This is a genomic window from Plantactinospora sp. CA-294935 (assembly GCF_050936445.1).
Classification (GTDB): domain Bacteria; phylum Actinomycetota; class Actinomycetes; order Mycobacteriales; family Micromonosporaceae; genus Plantactinospora.
The window spans coordinates 6,263,543-6,281,901 of record NZ_JBNJMU010000001.1 but is presented as its reverse complement, the minus strand read 5'-3'; the positions used below and the strand labels follow the sequence as shown (position 1 = coordinate 6,281,901).

The following is an 18,359-nucleotide window of genomic DNA, read 5'->3' as shown; positions in this document are numbered from 1 at the left end:
GGCCGGCCGGCCCGGCGCCGGTCAGGAGAGCTTCAGGTCTGAAATGCGCTGGGTCGGGTCACGCAGCAGTTCTTCCAGCACGACGCGGTACCCCCGGACCGCGTCGACGACCGCGTCCCGGTCGTAGCACGTCGGGTTGTAGTTCAGCTCCGCGCTCCGCCGGTCGTCGCTGACCGTCATACCCGGCTCGCCCCGCTTGGCCCACAGCGCCCGCCGATCGGGCCCGATCTCGGCCCCGACCGGCAATCTCCCCCGCGACCGCTGTTCCCGGACCTCGTCCCCGGCCCCGGCCCGGCCACCGGCCGCACCACCGGCCGGCGGTGCCGACTGGAACCACGAGTGGTACAGCAGCAGGAACGGCCAGGGCCGGGCCTCCGCGAAGCCCGGGTTCACCGCCTGGGCGATCTCCTTGAACGACGCCACCTGCCGCATCGCCGCGAAGGTGCTGGTCCGGACCTCGGTGACCGCGTCCGCCAGGGTGGTCCGCAACGGGATCGTGGTCGCCACGTAGATGTTGTGGGTGAACTGGCCGACCAGCTCGGTCGCCCCCGGCTCGTCCCGGCCGGAGGTGGCCGTCCCGAGCACCAGCCGGGGCCAGCCGGTCATCGCGCCGAGCAGCACCCGGTAGGCCGCGAGGGAGAGCACGAACGGCGTCATCCGGTGCTGCCGGGCGTACCCGTGCAGCCGGCGGGCCAGGTCGGCGGGGAGTCCGATCGTCACCTTCGCCGTGGCGGTCACGTCCAGCCCGGCGTACCGGCCGGCGTCGCCGCCCGGACCGTCCGTGCCGCCCGACCATCCCCCCGCACCCTCGCCGACCCCGGGGAACGGCAACGCCTCCGGCAACGGTGTGAGCTGCCGCTGCCAGAACTCCGTCCGGCGCCGCCGCTCCGTGGCGCTCCACCTCGGCGCGGCCGTCGCGTCGGCGTACCGGAGGGGCAGCTCGGGCAGCGGGCCACCCTGACCGGTCCGGGCCGCCAACGCGGCGGCCAGGTCGCGCAGGAAGACTCCGGTCGACCAACCGTCCGCGATCAGGTGGAACATGCTCACCGCGACCGTGTGGTCGGTCCGGGACGAACGGACCAGCGTCACGCTCCACAACGGACCCTGGCGGAGGTCGAAGGCACGACCGCTCTCGTAGCCAAGTACGCTGCCCCGCCGCGCGGCGACCCGACCGGCGGGCTCGCCGGAGAGGTCGACGAAGGTCACGATCGGCTCGACCTCGTCCTCGATCCGGATCAGCGGGTCGTCGGCGATCGTCTCGAAGACGATCCGCAGTGCATCGTGCCGTCGCGCCACGTCCCGCACCGCGCCCCGGAACACCGCCAGGTCCACCGGCCCGGTCAGCGGCATGGTGCCGAAGACGTTGTAGCCGAGGCACCCCGGGTCGTCCGGCGCGAAGCAGCGGACGAACTCCCAGAGCGTTTCCTGACTGCGAGCCAGCGCGGTGACCGTCGGCGGCATGGGCTCAGAGCCTGCTATCCGGCATTCAGGTCTGTCAAGGACGGACGCGTCCGGCAGCCGGGCAGCGGAGGTCCCGGAACCCGGCCAGGCACCGACCGGATTTCGGTCAGTAGGTCGGCCGGCCGTCACTCCGGAAGTAGTCCGGAAAACTTCCCGATCAGCCGACTCACGGTAGGTCGGGCCGGCCGGCGGCACGACGACCCGACCACCAGGCTGAGCTGCTGGTTATTGTCTAGCTGCGAGACTCGAACCGGCCGAAAAATATCCGGGACCTCGACGGACGTGGATGATCGCACTAGGGTGACGGCGAGCGGGCTGCCTCGACGGGGAAGGGGCCGGGCGGTAGGTCACGCCGCCGGTTCCGGGAGGGGAAGGTATGTCATCCGAAGGCTGGCGATTGCTGCGCCCCGGAGCCGGGCCCGGTCTACTCGCCGTCGACTTCACCCCGGCGCAGGCCCGGGCCGGGGCCGGGTTCACCGACCTGGCTCGGCTGCTGCCCGAGCCGTACCCGGTGTGGGGCACCGAGGAGACCGGCTGGCGAAACGTGGCGGCGGCGTCGGTCGACTTCCCAGCCGGCGGGCTGGACCTCTGGTTGGACCGGGACCTGCCGGTTTCGGGCGGGACGGCCGGCATCCTCGGATACTGCGCCGGCGGCACGCTCGCCCGTGCCCTGGCCCGACGGCTGGCGGACCGCTACGGGGTCACCCCGCCGGTCGTCCTCTTCGACCCGGCCGAGGTAACGGCGGAGACGCTGTACGACCAGTTCGGGACCGCGCTGGACGGTCTCGCCGCCGCGCTGCCCGCCGCCGAGGTACGGGCCGCCCGGGAGGCCGCCCGGGAGGAGGTACGGGCCCAGCCCGACCTGAGCCGGCTGGCCGGGCGACTCTCCGACCGGTACGCGGCGCTGGCCCGGCCGGCCTGCGCCGGGCAGGGCGTTCCACCGTCCATCGCGGACCAGCTCTGCGCCCGGATCGACACCTACCTGCGGTACCTGTTGCTGTCGGCGGCGGCGCCACCCGACGGCCCGGGGCCGGCGCTGGTCGTCCTCTCCGCCGGCCACGAACCACCACCGATCCCCGGCGCCGACCGGCAGGTCCGGCTGGACGTCCCGGCGCCCGAGCTGCTCGCCGACCTTCGCGCCGCCGACCTCGCCGGGCGGGCGCTCGTCGCCGAGCCGCTGGCCGGCCGGTCATGACCCAGTCGACCCGGCAACGGCCGGGTGCGCACGACCGGGCCGACGAGGAGGCGCTGAACCGCAAGGAGGAGGCGCTCTGGCTCTTCCAGCGGCTGGCGCCCGCCGTCGCGGTGGACAACCTGCCGTTCGCGATCAGCACGTCCGCCCCGATCGATCCGGCGGTGCTGACCGCCGCGGTACACGAGCTGACCCGACGCCACCCGGTGCTGCGTACCGTCTTCCCGGCCCGGGACGGTGTCCCGTACCGGCGGGTGCTCGACCCCGACCTGCCGCCGCCACCGGTGCGGAGTCTCCGCACCACCAGGGCCGGTCTCGCCGACACGCTCGCGGAACTGGCCGGGCAGCCGTTCGAGCTGACCACCGAGCCGCCGCTGCGGGTGGCCCGGGTCACGTTCCGGGACGGTCCGGGCAGCGTGCTGTGCCTGGTCGTCCACCACATCGCCTTCGACGGCCGGTCCGCCGGCATCGTCCTGCCGGAACTCGCCACGATCTACCTGGAGCTGGCCGGCGCCGGTCCGGCGCCGGACCCACCGGCCGGGAACGTCGGCCGGCCGGCCGACGAGGTCGTTTCGCCGGCCCACGCCGGCCACCGGGAGCCCACCCCCCGGCAGACCAGCCTGCGGTACTGGACCGAGCGGCTGGCCGGAATCGACCCGAAGACCTTCCCGCTGGGTCGGGCCCGGATCGAACCGCCGGAGCCCCGCTTCACCGGTGCCCGGCTCGAACGGGTGCTCTCCGCCGAGGGCCGGGCGGCGTTGGACTCGCTGCGCCGTCGGCTCCGGGTCACCGACAACATGGTGCTGCTCGCCACGTACCTGTTGCTGTTGGCCCGGCACGGCGCCGGGCCGGACCTGGTGGTCGCGGTGCCGGTCGACACCCGGGGCGGCGCGGCGGCCGGCCGGGTCGGGTACCACGTCAACACGCTGCCGCTCCGGGTCACGGTGCGGCCGGGGGACAGCTTCCGGCACCTCGTCGCGGAGGTCCGCGCGCAACTGGTGGCGGGTCTGGAGCACGCCGACGTGTCGTTCGAGAACCTGCTCGGCGGGCTGGGCCTGGACGCCATGAACTGGCGCGCGCCGCTGTTCCGGCACATGTTCAACTTCCTGCCCGCCTCGACCGTGGTGCCCCCGGGCCCGTTGCCGGACTCCGCCTGGGTCACCGTCGACTCTCGGATGAGCCGGTACGACCTGCAGTTCGTGGTACTCCGCTGGCCGGAACGGATTGCCCTGGAGGCGGTCTACAGCACGGAGATCCACGACGAATCCTATGTGCTGGCGCTGATCAGCCGGTACGAGTTGCTGCTCCGGGCCGCTGCCGCCGACCCGGACCGACCGCTCGCCGACCTGGACATGTGGCATCCCGACGAGCGGACGACCCTGGAGCGGGTGAACGGGTCCGCGGCCCCGGTGAGCCGGTTGGTGCCGCACCTGGTCGCCGAGCGGATCCGGCAGAGCCGAGCGGAGTGCGCGCTGGTCGAGTCGGAGGGGCAGGCCCGCGACCGTGGTTGGCTGGCCGACCGGGCCGCCGTCATCCGGGCACGCCTCGCGGCGGCCGGTGTCGGCCCCGGCGCCGTCGTCGGGCTCGCCCTGCCCCGCGGCGGCGACCTGGCCGCGGCCGTCCTCGCCGCCTGGTCGCTACGTGCCGGCTACCTGCCGGTGGACCCGGCCCAGCCGGTCGCCCGGCTGCGGGTACGGCTCGACGCGGCGGACGTCCGGGCGGTGCTCACCAGCGCCGGTCCCCCGCCGGCCTGGGCGGCGGACCGACACGTGCTCCGGCTCGACCACCTCGACCCGGTGGCCCGGTCGGACGCCCCGGCGGTGCCGGCCGGGCTCGACCTCGTCCGGGACGACGACCTGGCGTACGTCATCTTCACCTCCGGCTCGACCGGAACGCCCAAGGGTGTGGAGATCACCCACGGCAACCTGGCCAACCTCGTCGGATTCTTCGCCGACCATCTCGCCGTGTCCGACCGGGACCGGACGCTCTGGTTGACCTCGTTCGGCTTCGACATCTCCGCCCTAGAACTCCTGCTCGCGCTCGGCCACGGCGGTGCCGCGGTGGTGGCGCCGGACTCGGCCCAGGTCCGTCCGGACCTGCTGCTCGACCTGGTCACCCGGCACGACGTCGGGGTGGTGCAGAGCACGCCGACGATCTGGCGCCTGGTGGCGGGACGGCTGACCGACGAGTTGGCCGGGCGCCGGGTGCTGTGTGGTGGCGAGCCGCTGACCGCCGCGCTGGCCCACCGGCTGCTCCGCTCGGGCTGCCGGCTGTGCAACGTGTACGGCCCGACCGAGACGACGATCTGGTCGACGGTGGCCGAGATCCACCCCGGCGTACCGGACCCGGTCGGCATCGGCGGTCCGATCTGGCACACCACCCTGCACGTACTCGACGACGACGGACGGGAACTCCCGCCCGGGGTGGTCGGTGAACTGTGGATCGGCGGTGCCGGGGTGGCCCGGGGCTATCTGGGCCAGCCGGCGCTGACCGCCGAACGGTTCGCCGGCGGACCCGGGCCGGACCGCCGCTACCGGACCGGCGACCTCGGCACCTGGCGGCCGGACGGCACGATCGAGCTGCTCGGGCGGGCCGATCGGCAGATCAAGCTGCGCGGCCGGCGGATCGAACTGGGTGAGATCGAGTCGACGCTGGAGCGGCACCGGTCGGTCGCGGCGGCAGCCGTGGTGGTGCACGGCGACCCGCAGGGCGACGGCCGGCTGGTCGGCTACGTGCAGCCGGTCGATCCGTCCACCGACGACGGGTTCCTGACCGAGCTGGCCCGGCACGCCGGGGCGGTGCTGCCGCACTACCTGGTCCCCGCCGACCTGGTCCGCCTCGACGGGTTGCCCCGGACCCCGAGTGGCAAGGTCGACCACCACGCCCTGCCGGAGGTCGCGCCGCCGGCCACCCGACCGGGCCCGTCCGGCTCGGCACCCGCACCGACTGCGCTCGACCCGCTGCTGCGGTCGCTGGTCGAGCTGTGGGTGGAGCTGCTCGGTCGCCCGGACGTCGACGAGCGGAGCAACTTCTTCGCCAGCGGCGGCCAGTCCCTGCTCGCGGCGGTGCTGGCCGCCCGGATCGCCGACCGGACCGGCCACGAGGTGACCCTCCAGGACGTCTTCAACGCCCCGACGCCGTACGAGCTGGCCGACATCGTCCGGGGCGGCTCCCGGCACCTTCCGGGCGACGCCCGGGACGAGCCGGGTGAGCTGGCCGAATGACCAGACTGGAGGGGGTCGAGATGTCGGCGCGGACCCGCATCGAGGGCACCCGGTACGGCGACTCGGGCGCGCCCCGGGTCGTACCCGATCTGCTCCGCCGCAGCGCGCGGCTGGTACCCGAACGGCCGGCGGTCGTGGTCGACGGTCGACCGGTGCTGACCTTCGCCGAGATCGAGGCGCGGTCGAACGCGCTCGCCCGGGGACTGCGGGACCGTGGCGTCGTCCGGGGCGACAAGCTGGCCCTGGTGTTCGCCGGTCCGGACTGGCCGGAGTTCGTGGTGGCGTACTTCGGCGCGCTGAAGGTCGGGGCCGCCGCGCTGCTGCTCGGCGAGCGCTTCACCGGCGAGGACATCCGGCGGCTGGTCGCCCGGCACCGGGTCGCCGGGATCGTCACCGCGCCCGGCACCGTCGGCGCGCCCGGGCCGGTCGGTTCCGGCCGCCGCCCGTCCGGGCCGGCGGAACCGGGCCAGGGCATGCCGGGGACCGGCGACACCGGCCCGGACGGGGGCGGGGCGGCGGTCGCCGGAGTCGGTTGCTGGGCCGCCGACACCGCCGAGCTGACCGCCGGACAGGACGACTCGGCGGTACCGATCGAGGCCACCCCGCTGGACATCGCCGATGTGGTCTTCACCTCCGGCACCACCGCGCTGCCCCGGGGTGTCGTCGCGACCCACGCGAACGTGGTCCGGGCCCAGCCCACCTGGCCCACCGGTGTCCGGGCCAACCAGCCCGGCCTGCACGCCCTGCCGCTGGGGTCGGTCGCCGGACAGATCCACCTGGTCAACAGCGTCGGCGGCCAGCAGACATTGGTGATCATGCCCGAATTCACCGTCCCCGACTTCCGGCGGCTGACCGAGCAGTGGCAGGTCAGCTCGGTCTTCCTGGTGCCGGCGATGGGGCACTGGCTGGTCCGGGACGGGACGGACCAGGCAGCGAAACTCTCCACCGTACGCGGTGTGCACTTCTCCGGCGCGGCCCTGCCGGTCGGCATCATGCCGGAGCTGCCGGCGGTGTTCCCGAACGCGACGTTCTACAACTTCTACAGCTCGACCGAGGCGTTTCCGGCCCGGGTGGCGACCCAGTTCGACCCCGACCGGCCGGACTCCGTCGGCCGGCCCGTCGGCGCGAACCAGGTACGCGTCACCGCCGAGGACGGCAGCCTGCTGGGCGCCGGTGCGGTGGGCGTGGTCTGGCTGCGGTCCGCGGTCGCCCCATCCCGGCGGTTCCTGGACGGCGACGGGTCCGATGGATCCGACGGCCCCGGCCCGGGCGAGGGCGGTACGGCCGGGACCGGCGGCTCCGGCACCGCAGCGGGCGGTGCGGCCGGGTTCCAGGACGGATGGACCCGGACCGGAGATCTCGGATACCTGGACGCCGACGGTTACCTGTTCCTCGCCGGCCGGACCGACGACGTGGTGAACGTGGGCGGGTTCAACGTGTCGACGTACCGGGTCGAGGAGGTGCTCGGCCGGCACGAGGCGGTGGCCGAGGCGGCCGTCTTCCCCGTCGACCATCCGGTGCTCGGCGAGGTGATCGCCGCGTTCGTGGTACTGCGGGCCGAGGCCAGCACGCGGGAGATCCGTCAGCACGCGGCCCGGCAGTTGAGCCGGCGGGAGTTGCCGGCGATCATCCGGCTCGTCGAGGAGATTCCCCGGAACGCGGCCGGCAAGGTGCCGAAGCGACACCTGCCGGAGCTGCTCGACGGCACCGGCCCGGCCTCGTTCACCGCACCCCGTACCGAGGTCGAGGAGCGGATGGCGCAGACCTGGGCGGAGTTGCTCGACGTCGGTTCGGTGGGCGTACACGACAACTTCTTCGAGATCGGCGGCGACTCGCTGCTGGCGGTCGAGGTCGCCGCGCAGCTACGGGTACGGCTCGGCGTCGAACTGGACGCCGTCACGATCTTCGAACTGGCCACCGTCGCGGAACTGGCCCGGTACGTGGCCGAGGAGCGGGCGCGGGCGGCCGAGGACCAGGCAGGCGACCCAGGAGAGGAACCCGATGAGCACCCAGTCCACTGAGTCCGAGGTCGTCGAATCGCTGCTCGGTCAGCACCCGGACGTCGCCGAGTTCGCGGTCGTCCGGGCCAGGGCGCGGCGGATCGTCGCGGTCACCCCACGGCTGTACTGCACTGCGGTGGACATCCGCGACGACATCTGGGAGTCGGTGCCGGCCGAGCAGCTCCCGGACCTCGTCGTGGTGCTGCCGAAACTGCCCCGGGACGCCGAGAGCCGGGTACTGCCCGAACAGATCGCGCACGAGGCGGTCGACGAACCCGGTGCGTGTGGGTTCGATCCGCCCCGGACCCCGACCGAGGTGGAACTCGCCGGCATCTGGCGGGAGATCCTCGGCCGCCGCCGGGTCGCCGCGGACGACAACTTCCTCGACCTGGGCGGCGACTCGATGACCGCCACGCTGCTGCTGGACTCGACCAACGAGCGGTTCGGCGTCGCGCTCTCCTTCGACGAGCTGCTGTCGATGCCGTCGCTGCGGGCGGTCGCCGAGGCGATCGACCAGCGCCGGTAGGGGCCGTCCCGCACCCGGTCCCACCGGGGCGAGCGCGCCCGGCCCGGCGTCGTACCCCGGGCGGGGCCGGTCAGCCGTCCGGTAACCGCGCCGCCACGTCGTCGAGGGCCAGCAGGTTCGCCACCTCGTCCTCGTCGAGTTGCTCGATCTCGGCGAGCAGCAGGTCCTCGACCGCCTCCGCCAACTCGGCGACGGTGCTGCGCCGGAAGATCGTGTGCAGCGGTACGGCGACCCCGACGACGCCCCGCAGTCGCGCCGCCATCCGGGTGGCCAGCAGCGAATGGCCGCCCAGCTCGAAGAAGTCGTCGTGGATGCCGACCCGCTCGACGCCGAGCACCTCGACCCAGACCTGCCCGACGAGACGCTCGGCGTCGGTCCGGGGCGCGACCGGCGTACCGCCGGGAGCCGGGGCCACCGAGGTCGGGGCGGGCAGGGCCTTCCGGTCGACCTTGCCGTTCGCGGTCAGCGGCAGGGCGGCCAGCACCCCGTACGCGTCCGGGTGCAGGTGCGGTGGGAGCAGTTCGGACAGGTGTGCCCGGAGCTGGGCCGGCGAGGGCGCCTCGGTGCCCGGCTCCGGAACCAGGTGGGCGACGAGCCGGGCGTCACCGTCGGCCGTGACGACCGCGTGCCGGACGTCCGGGTGGGCGACGATCGCCGCCTCCACCTCGCCCGGCTCCACCCGGTGGCCCCGCACCTTGAGCTGGTCGTCGAGGCGGCCGAGGAACTCCAGCGCACCGTCGAGCCGCCACCGCACCCGGTCACCGGTGCGGTACCGGCGCTCGCCGCCGTACTCGACGAACCGCTGCGCGGTCAGCTCCGGCCGCCCGAGGTAGCCCCGGGCCAGCCCGGCACCGCCGAGCAGCAGTTCCCCGGGCACGCCGACCGGCACCGGAGCGCCGCCGGGCCGGTGCACCTGCGCGGTGGTGCCGGCGAGCGGGCGTCCGATCGGCGGTCGACCGGTAGCGTCGGCCGGGGTCAACCGGGCCGCCGTCGCGATGATCGTCGCCTCGGTCGGCCCGTACGTGTTGAACACCTCGACCCGGTCGCCGAACGCCGCGAACCAGCGGCCGAGCGCGTCGGGCCGGACCTGCTCGCCACCGAGGATCAGCAGCCGCAACCGAGCCGGCCAGGCGATCCCGGCCAGATCCGCGACCAGTTCGTGCCAGTACGACGTCGGCAGGTCGAGTACGGTCAGCTCCTGCCCGGCCGGGGTGGCCAGGAAGTCGGGCAGTTCGGCCCGGGCCGGCGGCACGACCAGCGTGGCACCGCCGACCAGGGTGGGGTACACCTCCTCGCCGAAGGTGTCGAAGCTGGCCGAGGAGAACTGCAACACCCGGTCCGCCGGGCCGATCCGGTACGCCTCGACCATCCACCGCACCCGGGCGGCGAGCGCCGACCGAGGCACACCCACCGCCTTCGGCTGCCCGGTCGACCCGGACGTGTAGATGGCGTACGCCAACGGGTCCGACCCGGAGTCAGGCAGGGTACGGGCGGGCGGTTCACCATCGGGCCGCTCGACATCGGCCGGTTCTGTATCCGACAGCTCGGCATCGGCCGGCTCGGCCGACGGCTCGTCGTCCCCGCGCATCCGGTCCAGGTCGACGACCTCGCACCCGGTCGGATCCAGCCGGTCCCGCAGGCCGGTCGTGGTGACCAGGAGCCCGGCCCCGGCGTCGGCGAGCAGGTACCCCAGCCGGCGGCGCGGATGGCCGGGATCCAGCGGAAGGTACGCCGCCCCGACGGTGAGCACGGCGAGCAGTGCGACGACGAGATCCGGTCCCGGTTCCAGGCAGACCGCGACGAGGTGGTCCCGCCGGGCGCCGTGCCGACGCAGCAACCGGGCCAGCCGACCGGCGCGGTGGTGCAGCTCGGCGTAGCTCAGCGCGCCGTCGACGCCGCTGACCGCGATGGTGTTCGGGTACGCCGTCGCGGCGGCGGCGAGCAGCTCCACCAGGCCGGCCGGGGGCGGCGGCCCGACGCCGCCGCGCTCGCCGGGCATCGGTCCGGCGGGGCGCGGCACGAGGCCGGAGTCGAAACCGTCCCCCGCCGTCGGGTCGGGCTCGTCACCGGCCAGCCGCTCGTACAGTCTGGACAGCGGCTCGTCCGGGGTTTGCGCCGCGTGCCGCAGCAGCCGCTCGAAGCGGCGCAGCAGCAGCGTGACGGTGGCCGGCTCGAACAGCTCCGGACGGTAGTTGGCCTGGAGCCGCCAGCCGTCGTCCCCGGTGTGCACCTCGACCAGCAGGTCGAACTTGGCCTGCTGGTGTCCCGGATCGAACGCTCCGGCGACCAGGCCGGACAGCCGCAGTTCACCGGCCTGGGTGCCGTGCACCATGAACATGGTGTCGAAGAGCGGATTGCGGTCCGGATCCCGGCGGAGCGCCAGGTGGGAGATCAGCTCCTCGAACGGCGTGTCGAGGTGGCCGTACGCGCCGACGGCCGTCGTCTTGACCCGGGCCAGCAGTTCCCGGAACGACGGGTCGCCGGAGAGGTCGCCGCGCAGCACCACGGTGGTCAGGAAGAACCCGATCAGCGGTTCCAGCTCGGCCCGGTCCCGGCTGCTGACCGGCGAGCCGACCCGGATCTGCGACTGGCCGGTGTAGAGCCCGAGCAGCGCGAGGTACCCGGCGAGCATCGTCATGAACGGTGTCGTCCGGCCGACCCGGCACAATCCGCGCACGTCCTCGGCCACGCCCGCCGGCAGCCGGTGCCCGACGAAGGCTCCGGCCGTCGTCATGCTCGGCGGGCGGGGCGCGTCGGTGACCAGATCCAGCGGTTCGGCACCGGCCAACTCGCCGCTCCAGTACCGCCAGCTCTCCTCCCGGCCCGCCGCGAGGCGCCGCTGCTCGGCGCGGGCATGGTCGAGGTACTGCATCGGCAGCGGGGGCAGCTCGGCGGACAGCCCGGCCAGCCGGGCGGCATAGCCGGCCGACAGCTCCCGGAACAGCACGCCGAGCGACCAGTCGTCGGCGAGCAGGTGGTGCAGTACGACGCAGAGGACGTGGTCGTCCGGCCCGAGTCGCAGCACGCTGGCCCGTACCGGTGGGGCCACGGTGATCTCGAACGGCGTGTTGACCCGGTCGGCCACCACCGCCGAGGCGTACGCCAGCCGCGCCGGCTCGTCGAGGTCGGCATCGTCGGCGGCCAGCGCGGTCTCGCCAACACCGTCCAGTTCGGCCAGCTCAGCCAGCTCGACCAGCTCGGCGGCACCGTCAAGCTCGTCCAACTCGACCAGCTCGACCGGCAACCGCCAGCCGTCGAGCACCTCCTGCACCGGCTCCCCGTCGACGTCCACCGGAAACCGGGTACGCAGGATGCCGTGCCGGCGTACGACGTCGTGCAGGGCGCCGGTCAGCGCGGCCACGTCCAGCGGTCCGCGCAGCCGGGTCACCTGCGGCATGTGGTACTCGCTGGACCCCGGGTTGAGCTGGGTCAGGAACCACAGGCGTCGCTGCCCCAGGGTGAGGGGCCCCCGGCCGGTCCCCGGGGCCGGGTCGTCGTCGGCCCGCCGGCCGGTCGTCGCGCCGGTCATCGCGGACGCACGGCGACCACGGCCGCCACCAGATCGGCGACGGTCGCCGCGTCGAAGTACGCCGACAGCGGCAGCTCGGCGTCGAGACGCTCCCGGACCCGGGCGGCGGTCTTCACGATCGCCAGCGAGGTGAACCCGAGCGCGAACAGGTCGTCCTCGGGCCGTACCGGGTCGACGTCGAGCACCTCCCGGACGATCTCCAGCACCTCGGTCTCGGTCTCGCCGTCAGTCACCGGTACCCCCGTTCGTGGTCTGTGCGGCGGCCAGCGCCCGCTGCCGCTCCTCGCGGGCCCGTACCCCGAACAGGTCGTCCGGGGGCGCCTGCGGTACCGCCGTGTCGAACCGGGCCAGGATGCCCACCCGCAGGCAGGTCAGGGCGAGCGCCGCCATGGCGAGCCCGCAGAGCAGGTACATCAGCCCGATCCCCCGGCCGGGTCCGACCCCGATCACCTGGCCCACCGTGCCGGCGAGCGCCCCGCCCTCGGCCAGCAGCGGGTCGAACAGGCGCGGGCCGAACGGGACGATCACCGCGAAGCCGAACGGCAGGGTCGACCAGGCCACGATCGTGTTCAGCGCGAAGACCCGGCCGTGGAACCGCTGCGGCACGGTCACCTGCACGATGGTCGCGTAGATCGCGTTGACCAGGGTCAGCGTGAACATCATCCCGAATACACCGGCCGCGACCGGTGCGGTGGCCGGCCGCACGCCGACGACCAGGGCACAGAGCGCCAGCACGGCCGTACCGAGCAGCATGCCGCGCATCCGACGCCGGGCCGGTCCACCCCAGACGGTCATGGTCAGCCCGCCGAGCACCACCCCGAGGGCGCCGCCGAACGCCACCTGACCGACCTGCGGCAGCTCGGCGAAGGAGAGCACCAGCGGCGAGACGAGCAGGATCAGCGGACCGAGGAAGATGTTGAGCGCGGCGAAGAAGAGCAGCATCGCGCGGATCCCACGGTGGTTGAGGGTGTACGCCAGACCGCCCCTGATCTCGGCGAGCAACGACTCGCGCCGCTGGTAGGCCATGGTGGCCGGGAACCGGAGCACCAGCAGCATGCCGATCACCACCGTGTAGCTGAGCACGTCGATCGCGAGGATCCCGCCGAGCCCGATGCTCGCCATCAGCCCCACCGCGACCAGCGGTACGACGAACTGGGCGATCCCGGCCGCCGTCTGGGCGAACCCGTTGGCGTGCCCGAGGTAGCGCTTGGGCACCAACTGCGGCACCGCCGAGGTGAAGGCGAGCCGTTGGAAGGTCAGCGCGCAGGAGAGCGCGGCGAGCAGCGGATAGACGTGCCAGACGTGCAGGTTGTCGGTCCAGAGCAGGAGCCCGAACAGCAGTTGTACGCTCCCGGCCGCGATGTCGCCGCCGAGCATCACCCGGCGCCGGTCGTACCGGTCGACGATGGCACCGGCCAGTGGCGCGATCAGCATGCCGGGGACCAGCCCCACCACGAAGAAGATGGCGAACCTGGCCAGCGAGCCGGTCTCCGTGTAGATCCAGATCGGCACCGCGAACTCGGTCAGCGCCGAGCCGGTCATCGAGGCCAGTTGACCGACGACGACCGCGAGGAACCGACCCATGCTGGGTGCGGGCGCCGCGCGTACCGCGGCGGCCTGCCCGACCCCGACGGCCCGCCGGTCGCCCGTCCTCGGATCGGCGGCGCCGGACGGTGCCGCCGGCTCGCCCTCACCGTCGCGCTCCGGGTAGCGGTCCAGCCACCAGCCGGGGGCCGGACCTCGGGCCTCGGCGGTCAGCGACCGGGCCCCGGCCGGGCCGGCGGCCAGCGCGGTGTGTGTGCTGGTGACGATCTCCGCCAGCTCGTCCGCCCGGTACTTCAGGAAGTAGTGTCCGGCCTCGTCGATCACCACCAGCGCGGTGTCGGCGCCGAGGAAATCCCACTCCCGGTAGCGCTCCTGTGCGTAGTCGGTACTCGGGTCGCGGTCGCCGACCACCGAGATGACCGGGGCGCGGAGCCGGGGTACGCCGCTGTCGAGCAGGCCGGTGAAGTACTCCTCGGCCGCCCGGAAGTCGTGCCGCATGTTCTGCACGATCCGCCTGGCCTGTTCCGGGCCCAGCTCGTCGACGTCCACGCCCATCGACTTCAACCAGTTCACCTGGTGCCGGTAGCTGGCCAGGCGGTCCTGCCGGAGCAGCGGGCCGAGCCGACCGAGCACCTTGCCGGTCGGCTTCGCGAACGGGAACACCGCGCCGATGTAGACGGCCTCCAGGTCCCGCCCGGCCGCGTCCAGCCGGCGGGCGATCTCCACGATCAGCGCGCTGCCGAGTCCGCAGTGGCCGTAGAGCACGAGCGGGCCCGGTATCCGCTCCTGGATCTCGGCGACACACCGCCCGGCGACCTCGGCCAGCGGCAGCGAGTCCTCGGTCAGCCCGAGATCGTGGCCGGGCACCGAGACCGAGTAGAGCGAATGGCCGGCCGGCAACGCGTCGGCCAGCGGCTGGTACACCACCGCGCTGCCGCCGCCGTACGGGACGCAGACCAGGGTGCGGACCCGCTGGCCGGCCGGGACGGCGGGGGTCAGTTCGTGCAGCAGTCGCCGGGGCCCGCGTCGCTCCGCCGGGGTGTCCAGCAGTTCGGCCAGCCCGGCGACGGTGGGGTGGGTGAACAGGTCCATCACGCTGACCGGTGCGCCACCGGCCGGCACCACCGTACGCAGCCGGGTGACCACCTGGACCCCGAGCAACGAGTGTCCGCCCAGGTCGAAGAAGTCGTCCAGTACGCCGACCCTGGGCAGCCCGAGCACGGTACGCCAGACCGCCGCGACCGCCTCCTCGGTGGGCGTCCGGGGCGCGACGAAATCGGTGTCCACGGCGCGGTCCTGCTGCGGGGCCGGCAGCGCGGCCCGGTCCAGTTTGCCGTTCGGGCTCACCGGCAGCGCGTCGAGGACCACGAACGCCGACGGGACCATGTAGTCGGGCAGCGACTCCTTGAGCGCCGTGCGCAACCGCGCCGGTTGCGGCCCGGCACCGTCAACCGGCCCCGCGCCGGCGACGCGGGCGGGCACCAGGTAGGCGACCAGCCGCTGGTCGCCCGGCACGTCCTCCCGGGCCACGACCGCCACCTCCGCCACCCCGGGCTGGTCGCGCAGCGCCACCTCGATCTCGCCCAGCTCGATCCGCAACCCGCGCAGTTTCACCTGGTTGTCGATCCGGCCGAGGAACTCGATCGCACCGTCGGCACGCCGCCGCACCAGGTCACCGGTGGCGTACATCCGGCCCCCCGGCGGCCCGTACGGGTTCGGCCGGAACCGGTCGGCGGTCAGGCCCGGCCGCCCGAGGTAGCCTCGGGCCAGCCCGACCCCGGCGATGTACAGCTCACCGGGCGCGCCGACCGGGACCAGGTTGAGGTGCCGGTCCAGCACGTACAGCCGGATGTTCTGGATCGGGTGGCCGATCGGCACCGGTGATCGGCCGTCGAGGGTCTCGGGGCGGCAGTGCCAGGAGCTGACGTCGATCGCCGCCTCGGTCGGCCCGTACAGGTTGTGCAGTTCCGCCCCGGGCAAAGCCCGGACCGCATCGGCGGCCAGCCCCGGGCCCAGTGCCTCGCCGCTACAGATCACCCGACGCAGCGACCGGCAGGCGCCGAGGTCCTCGGCCAGGAACACCGACAGCATCGACGGGACGAAGTGGGTGGTGGTCACCGACTCGGCGACGATCAGGTCACGCAGGTACGCCGCGTCCTTCTGCCCGCCCGGCCGGGCCAGCACCAGCCGCGCCCCGGTGGCCAGCGGCCAGAAGAACTCCCAGACCGAGACGTCGAAGCCGGCCGGTGTCTTCTGCAACACCACGTCGTCGGCGCCGAGCCGGTACGCCCGCTGCATCCAGTCCAGCCGGTTGACCACCGCCCGGTGGGTGACGAGCACGCCCTTGGGCCGGCCGGTCGACCCGGAGGTGTAGATGACGTACGCCAGGTCGTCCGGTCCGGCCAGCGGCGGCGGGTCCTGCCGGGGCTGGTCCGCCCAGGTCGCGGGGTCGTCGAGCAGCAGCGTGCGGACCGCCAGGTCGGCCGGCGGCACCGGCGGTGAACCTTCTACCAACTCCCCCTGCGGGTCGTGCAGGCCGCGGGTGGAAGTCGAGGCGCCCGCGCCGCGCGGTTCAGGCTGGAAAGGGTTCAGTCTCCGCTGCCGCAGCAGTACCCGGGCGGCGCTGTCGGCGAGCATGAACGACAGCCGCCTGGCGGGATAGTCCGGGTCCAGCGGCAGATAGGCGGCGCCGGCCTTGAGGATGCCGAGCAGCGCCACCACCAGCTCGACGGAGCGCTCGGCGCAGACCGCCACCACGTCGTCGCGGCCCACCCCGGCGGCCCGGAGCCGGTGCGCCACCTGGTTGGCCCGGGCGTTCAGTTCCGCGTAGTCGCACCGCTCGCCCTCGAAGCGCACCGCCACGGCGTCCGGGGCGGCCCGGACCTGTGCCTCGACCAGCTCCACCAGGGTGGCCGGTCCGGTGACCGGCACGGCGGTGTCGTTCCAGCGCCGCAGCGCGTCCCGCTCGTCCGAGGTCAGCGGGGCCAGTCCGGACAGCCGGCGGTCCGGTGCCTCGACCACGTCCCGCAGCAGCCGCTGCCATCCGCCGATCAGCCGGGCACAGGTCTCCGGGTCGAACAGGTCCCGGTGGTAGACGAAGGTGCAGTGCAGCCCACCCCCGGCGGCGTCCGGCGCGACGTACAGCTCCAGGTCGAAGCGGGTGGCCGGGTGGGCGAAGCCGAACGCCTCGATCCGGGGCCCGGCGAGCTGGTCCGCGGCCGGCTGCACCGCCTCGGTGCGGACGCCCCGGCCACCGTAACTCTGCAACGCGAAGAGCACCTGGAACAGCGGCGACCGGCGTACGTCCCGGACCAGCTTGAGCCGGCTGACCAGCCGCTCGAACGGCAGCTCCTGGTGGGCGTACGCGTCCAGCGCCGCGTCCCTGGTCCGGCCGAGCAGCTCGGCGAAGGTGGGATCGCCGGCCAGTTCGGCGCGCATGGTCAGCATGTTCAGGAACAGCCCGACCATCGGGTCGAGTTCGGGCAGTGGGCGCCCGGCCACCGGTGAGCCCACCGCGAAGTCCCGCTGCCCGGAATGCCGGGCGAGCAGCACCTGGAACGCGGCCAGCAGCGTCATGTAGAGCGTGGCGTTGTGCCGGCGCCCCAGCGCCACCAGCCGCTCGGCCAGCTCGGGCTCGACCGTGCAGGTCCGGGTCGCGCCGACGTACGTCTGGCGGTCCGGGCGGGGCCGGTCGGTCGGCAGTTCCAGTGGCGGCAGTCCGGCCAGCCGGGGCAGCCAGTAGTCCAGGTCGGCGAAGTAGCCGCCCGAGTCGGCCCTGCCGCGCTGCCACGCCGCGTAGTCCGCGTACCGGACCGGCAGGTCGGGCAGGACCGGCGGGAGCCCGCGCGCCTCGGCGGCCAACTGCTCGCGGATCTCCCCGACCAGTACCTCGGCCGACCAGCCGTCGCAGACGATGTGGTGGATGGCGAGCAGCAGGACGTGGTCCTCGGCACCGAGCCGGAACAGCGTGGCCCGCAGCAGTGGCGGCGCCGCCAGGTCGAACGGCCGGGCCAGCTCGGCGGCGATCAGCTCCCGGGCTGCCTCCTCCACCGGCGATGATCCGGGCAGGTCGGCGTCGGCGACCTCGGCGGTGCCGCCCGCCGACCCCGGCCCGACGGGTACGGCCCGGCCGACGGGTACGGCCCGGCCGACGGGTACGGCCCGGCCGACGGGTACGGCCCGGTCGACGGGTACCTCGGCGAGCGGCACCGGGGCGGGGCCGACGACGTACGTGCCGGCGGTGCCATCCGGGCCGGCGGCGAAGCCGGTACGCAGGCTGTCGTGTCGGGCCACGCAGCGGTCGAGTGCCCGGCGTACGGCCGCCGGCTCCACCGGGCCGCGCAGCCGCAGGACGACCGGGACCACGTACGCGGCGGTGCCGGGGGCGAACTGCTCCATGAACCACAGCCGCTCCTGGGCCCAGGAGAGTTCCGGGTCGGCCGTCTCGGGCCGGCGCGGCACGGTGACCGCCGGGCCGGTGCCGGCGGCACCGAGCCGGCGGGCCAACATCGCCCGCTTGGCGTCCGACAGCCGGGCGACCCGCTCGACCCGGCTCTCCGGCGTGGTGCGGTCGCGGTCCAATGTGGACAAGGCGACTCCCCGTTCGGCTGCTGACCGGCCGGGCCGGCGGCCATCGTCGGAGCCATGTTCCGAAGATGTTCCGGAAGCCGGTGAGGATGATCAGCGTCGATCACAACATAGCAGCCGGCTTCGATATCGAACATGGGTAACCGCCGTCGGATGGCTCGCCACCGCAGCTCCACCCCGAACCGACCAGCCCGCAGGCCACAACCGACGGTCGGGTCCGCCGGCCGGAAGCAACCGGTCCCAGGGGTGGACGGTCCTCGATCGACGGCGCACGCGGGGGTCTGGTCGCACCCGA

8 protein-coding genes are annotated in these 18,359 nt (G+C 73.9%); 4 read left to right on the top strand and 4 right to left on the bottom strand.

What is annotated here, in order from left to right; genetic code table 11:
- Nucleotides 1–21: 21 nt before the first annotated feature.
- A complete protein-coding gene (locus ACQEVC_RS27695) occupies nucleotides 22–1,461 on the bottom strand; it encodes a condensation domain-containing protein (protein ID WP_432883045.1) in 1,440 nt (479 codons plus the stop codon).
- Nucleotides 1,462–1,837: 376 nt separating this feature from the next.
- Here ACQEVC_RS27695 and ACQEVC_RS27690 point away from each other — a divergent pair, with 376 nt between their 5' ends.
- From ACQEVC_RS27690 to ACQEVC_RS27675, 4 genes are read left to right on the top strand one after another with little or no spacing between them, the layout of a single operon-like run.
- Nucleotides 1,838–2,656 (top strand): hypothetical protein, encoded by an 819-nt coding sequence (locus ACQEVC_RS27690; protein WP_432883042.1) that lies wholly within the window; start codon nucleotides 1,838–1,840, stop codon nucleotides 2,654–2,656.
- A complete protein-coding gene (locus ACQEVC_RS27685; RefSeq protein ID WP_432883040.1) occupies nucleotides 2,653–5,877 on the top strand; it encodes a non-ribosomal peptide synthetase in 3,225 nt (1,074 codons plus the stop codon). The genes ACQEVC_RS27690 and ACQEVC_RS27685 overlap by 4 nt, the downstream gene beginning before the upstream one ends.
- On the top strand, nucleotides 5,874–7,898 hold the full coding sequence (locus ACQEVC_RS27680; protein WP_432883037.1) for an AMP-binding protein: 2,025 nt from the start codon (nucleotides 5,874–5,876) through the stop codon (nucleotides 7,896–7,898). The genes ACQEVC_RS27685 and ACQEVC_RS27680 overlap by 4 nt, the downstream gene beginning before the upstream one ends.
- Entirely contained in the window at nucleotides 7,879–8,403 is a 525-nt protein-coding gene (locus ACQEVC_RS27675) for a phosphopantetheine-binding protein (protein ID WP_318393639.1), read from the top strand. The genes ACQEVC_RS27680 and ACQEVC_RS27675 overlap by 20 nt, the downstream gene beginning before the upstream one ends.
- Nucleotides 8,404–8,473: 70 nt before the next feature.
- On the opposite strand, the gene ACQEVC_RS27670 is transcribed toward ACQEVC_RS27675, so the two are convergent.
- From ACQEVC_RS27670 to ACQEVC_RS27660, 3 genes are read right to left on the bottom strand one after another with little or no spacing between them, the layout of a single operon-like run.
- Nucleotides 8,474–11,932 (bottom strand): amino acid adenylation domain-containing protein, encoded by a 3,459-nt coding sequence (locus ACQEVC_RS27670; RefSeq protein ID WP_432883035.1) that lies wholly within the window; start codon nucleotides 11,930–11,932, stop codon nucleotides 8,474–8,476.
- A complete protein-coding gene (locus ACQEVC_RS27665; protein WP_432883031.1) occupies nucleotides 11,929–12,165 on the bottom strand; it encodes a phosphopantetheine-binding protein in 237 nt (78 codons plus the stop codon). Before ACQEVC_RS27665 ends, ACQEVC_RS27670 begins: the two co-directional genes overlap by 4 nt.
- On the bottom strand, nucleotides 12,158–17,986 hold the full coding sequence (locus ACQEVC_RS27660; RefSeq protein WP_432891720.1) for an amino acid adenylation domain-containing protein: 5,829 nt from the start codon (nucleotides 17,984–17,986) through the stop codon (nucleotides 12,158–12,160). Before ACQEVC_RS27660 ends, ACQEVC_RS27665 begins: the two co-directional genes overlap by 8 nt.
- Nucleotides 17,987–18,359: the final 373 nt, after the last annotated feature.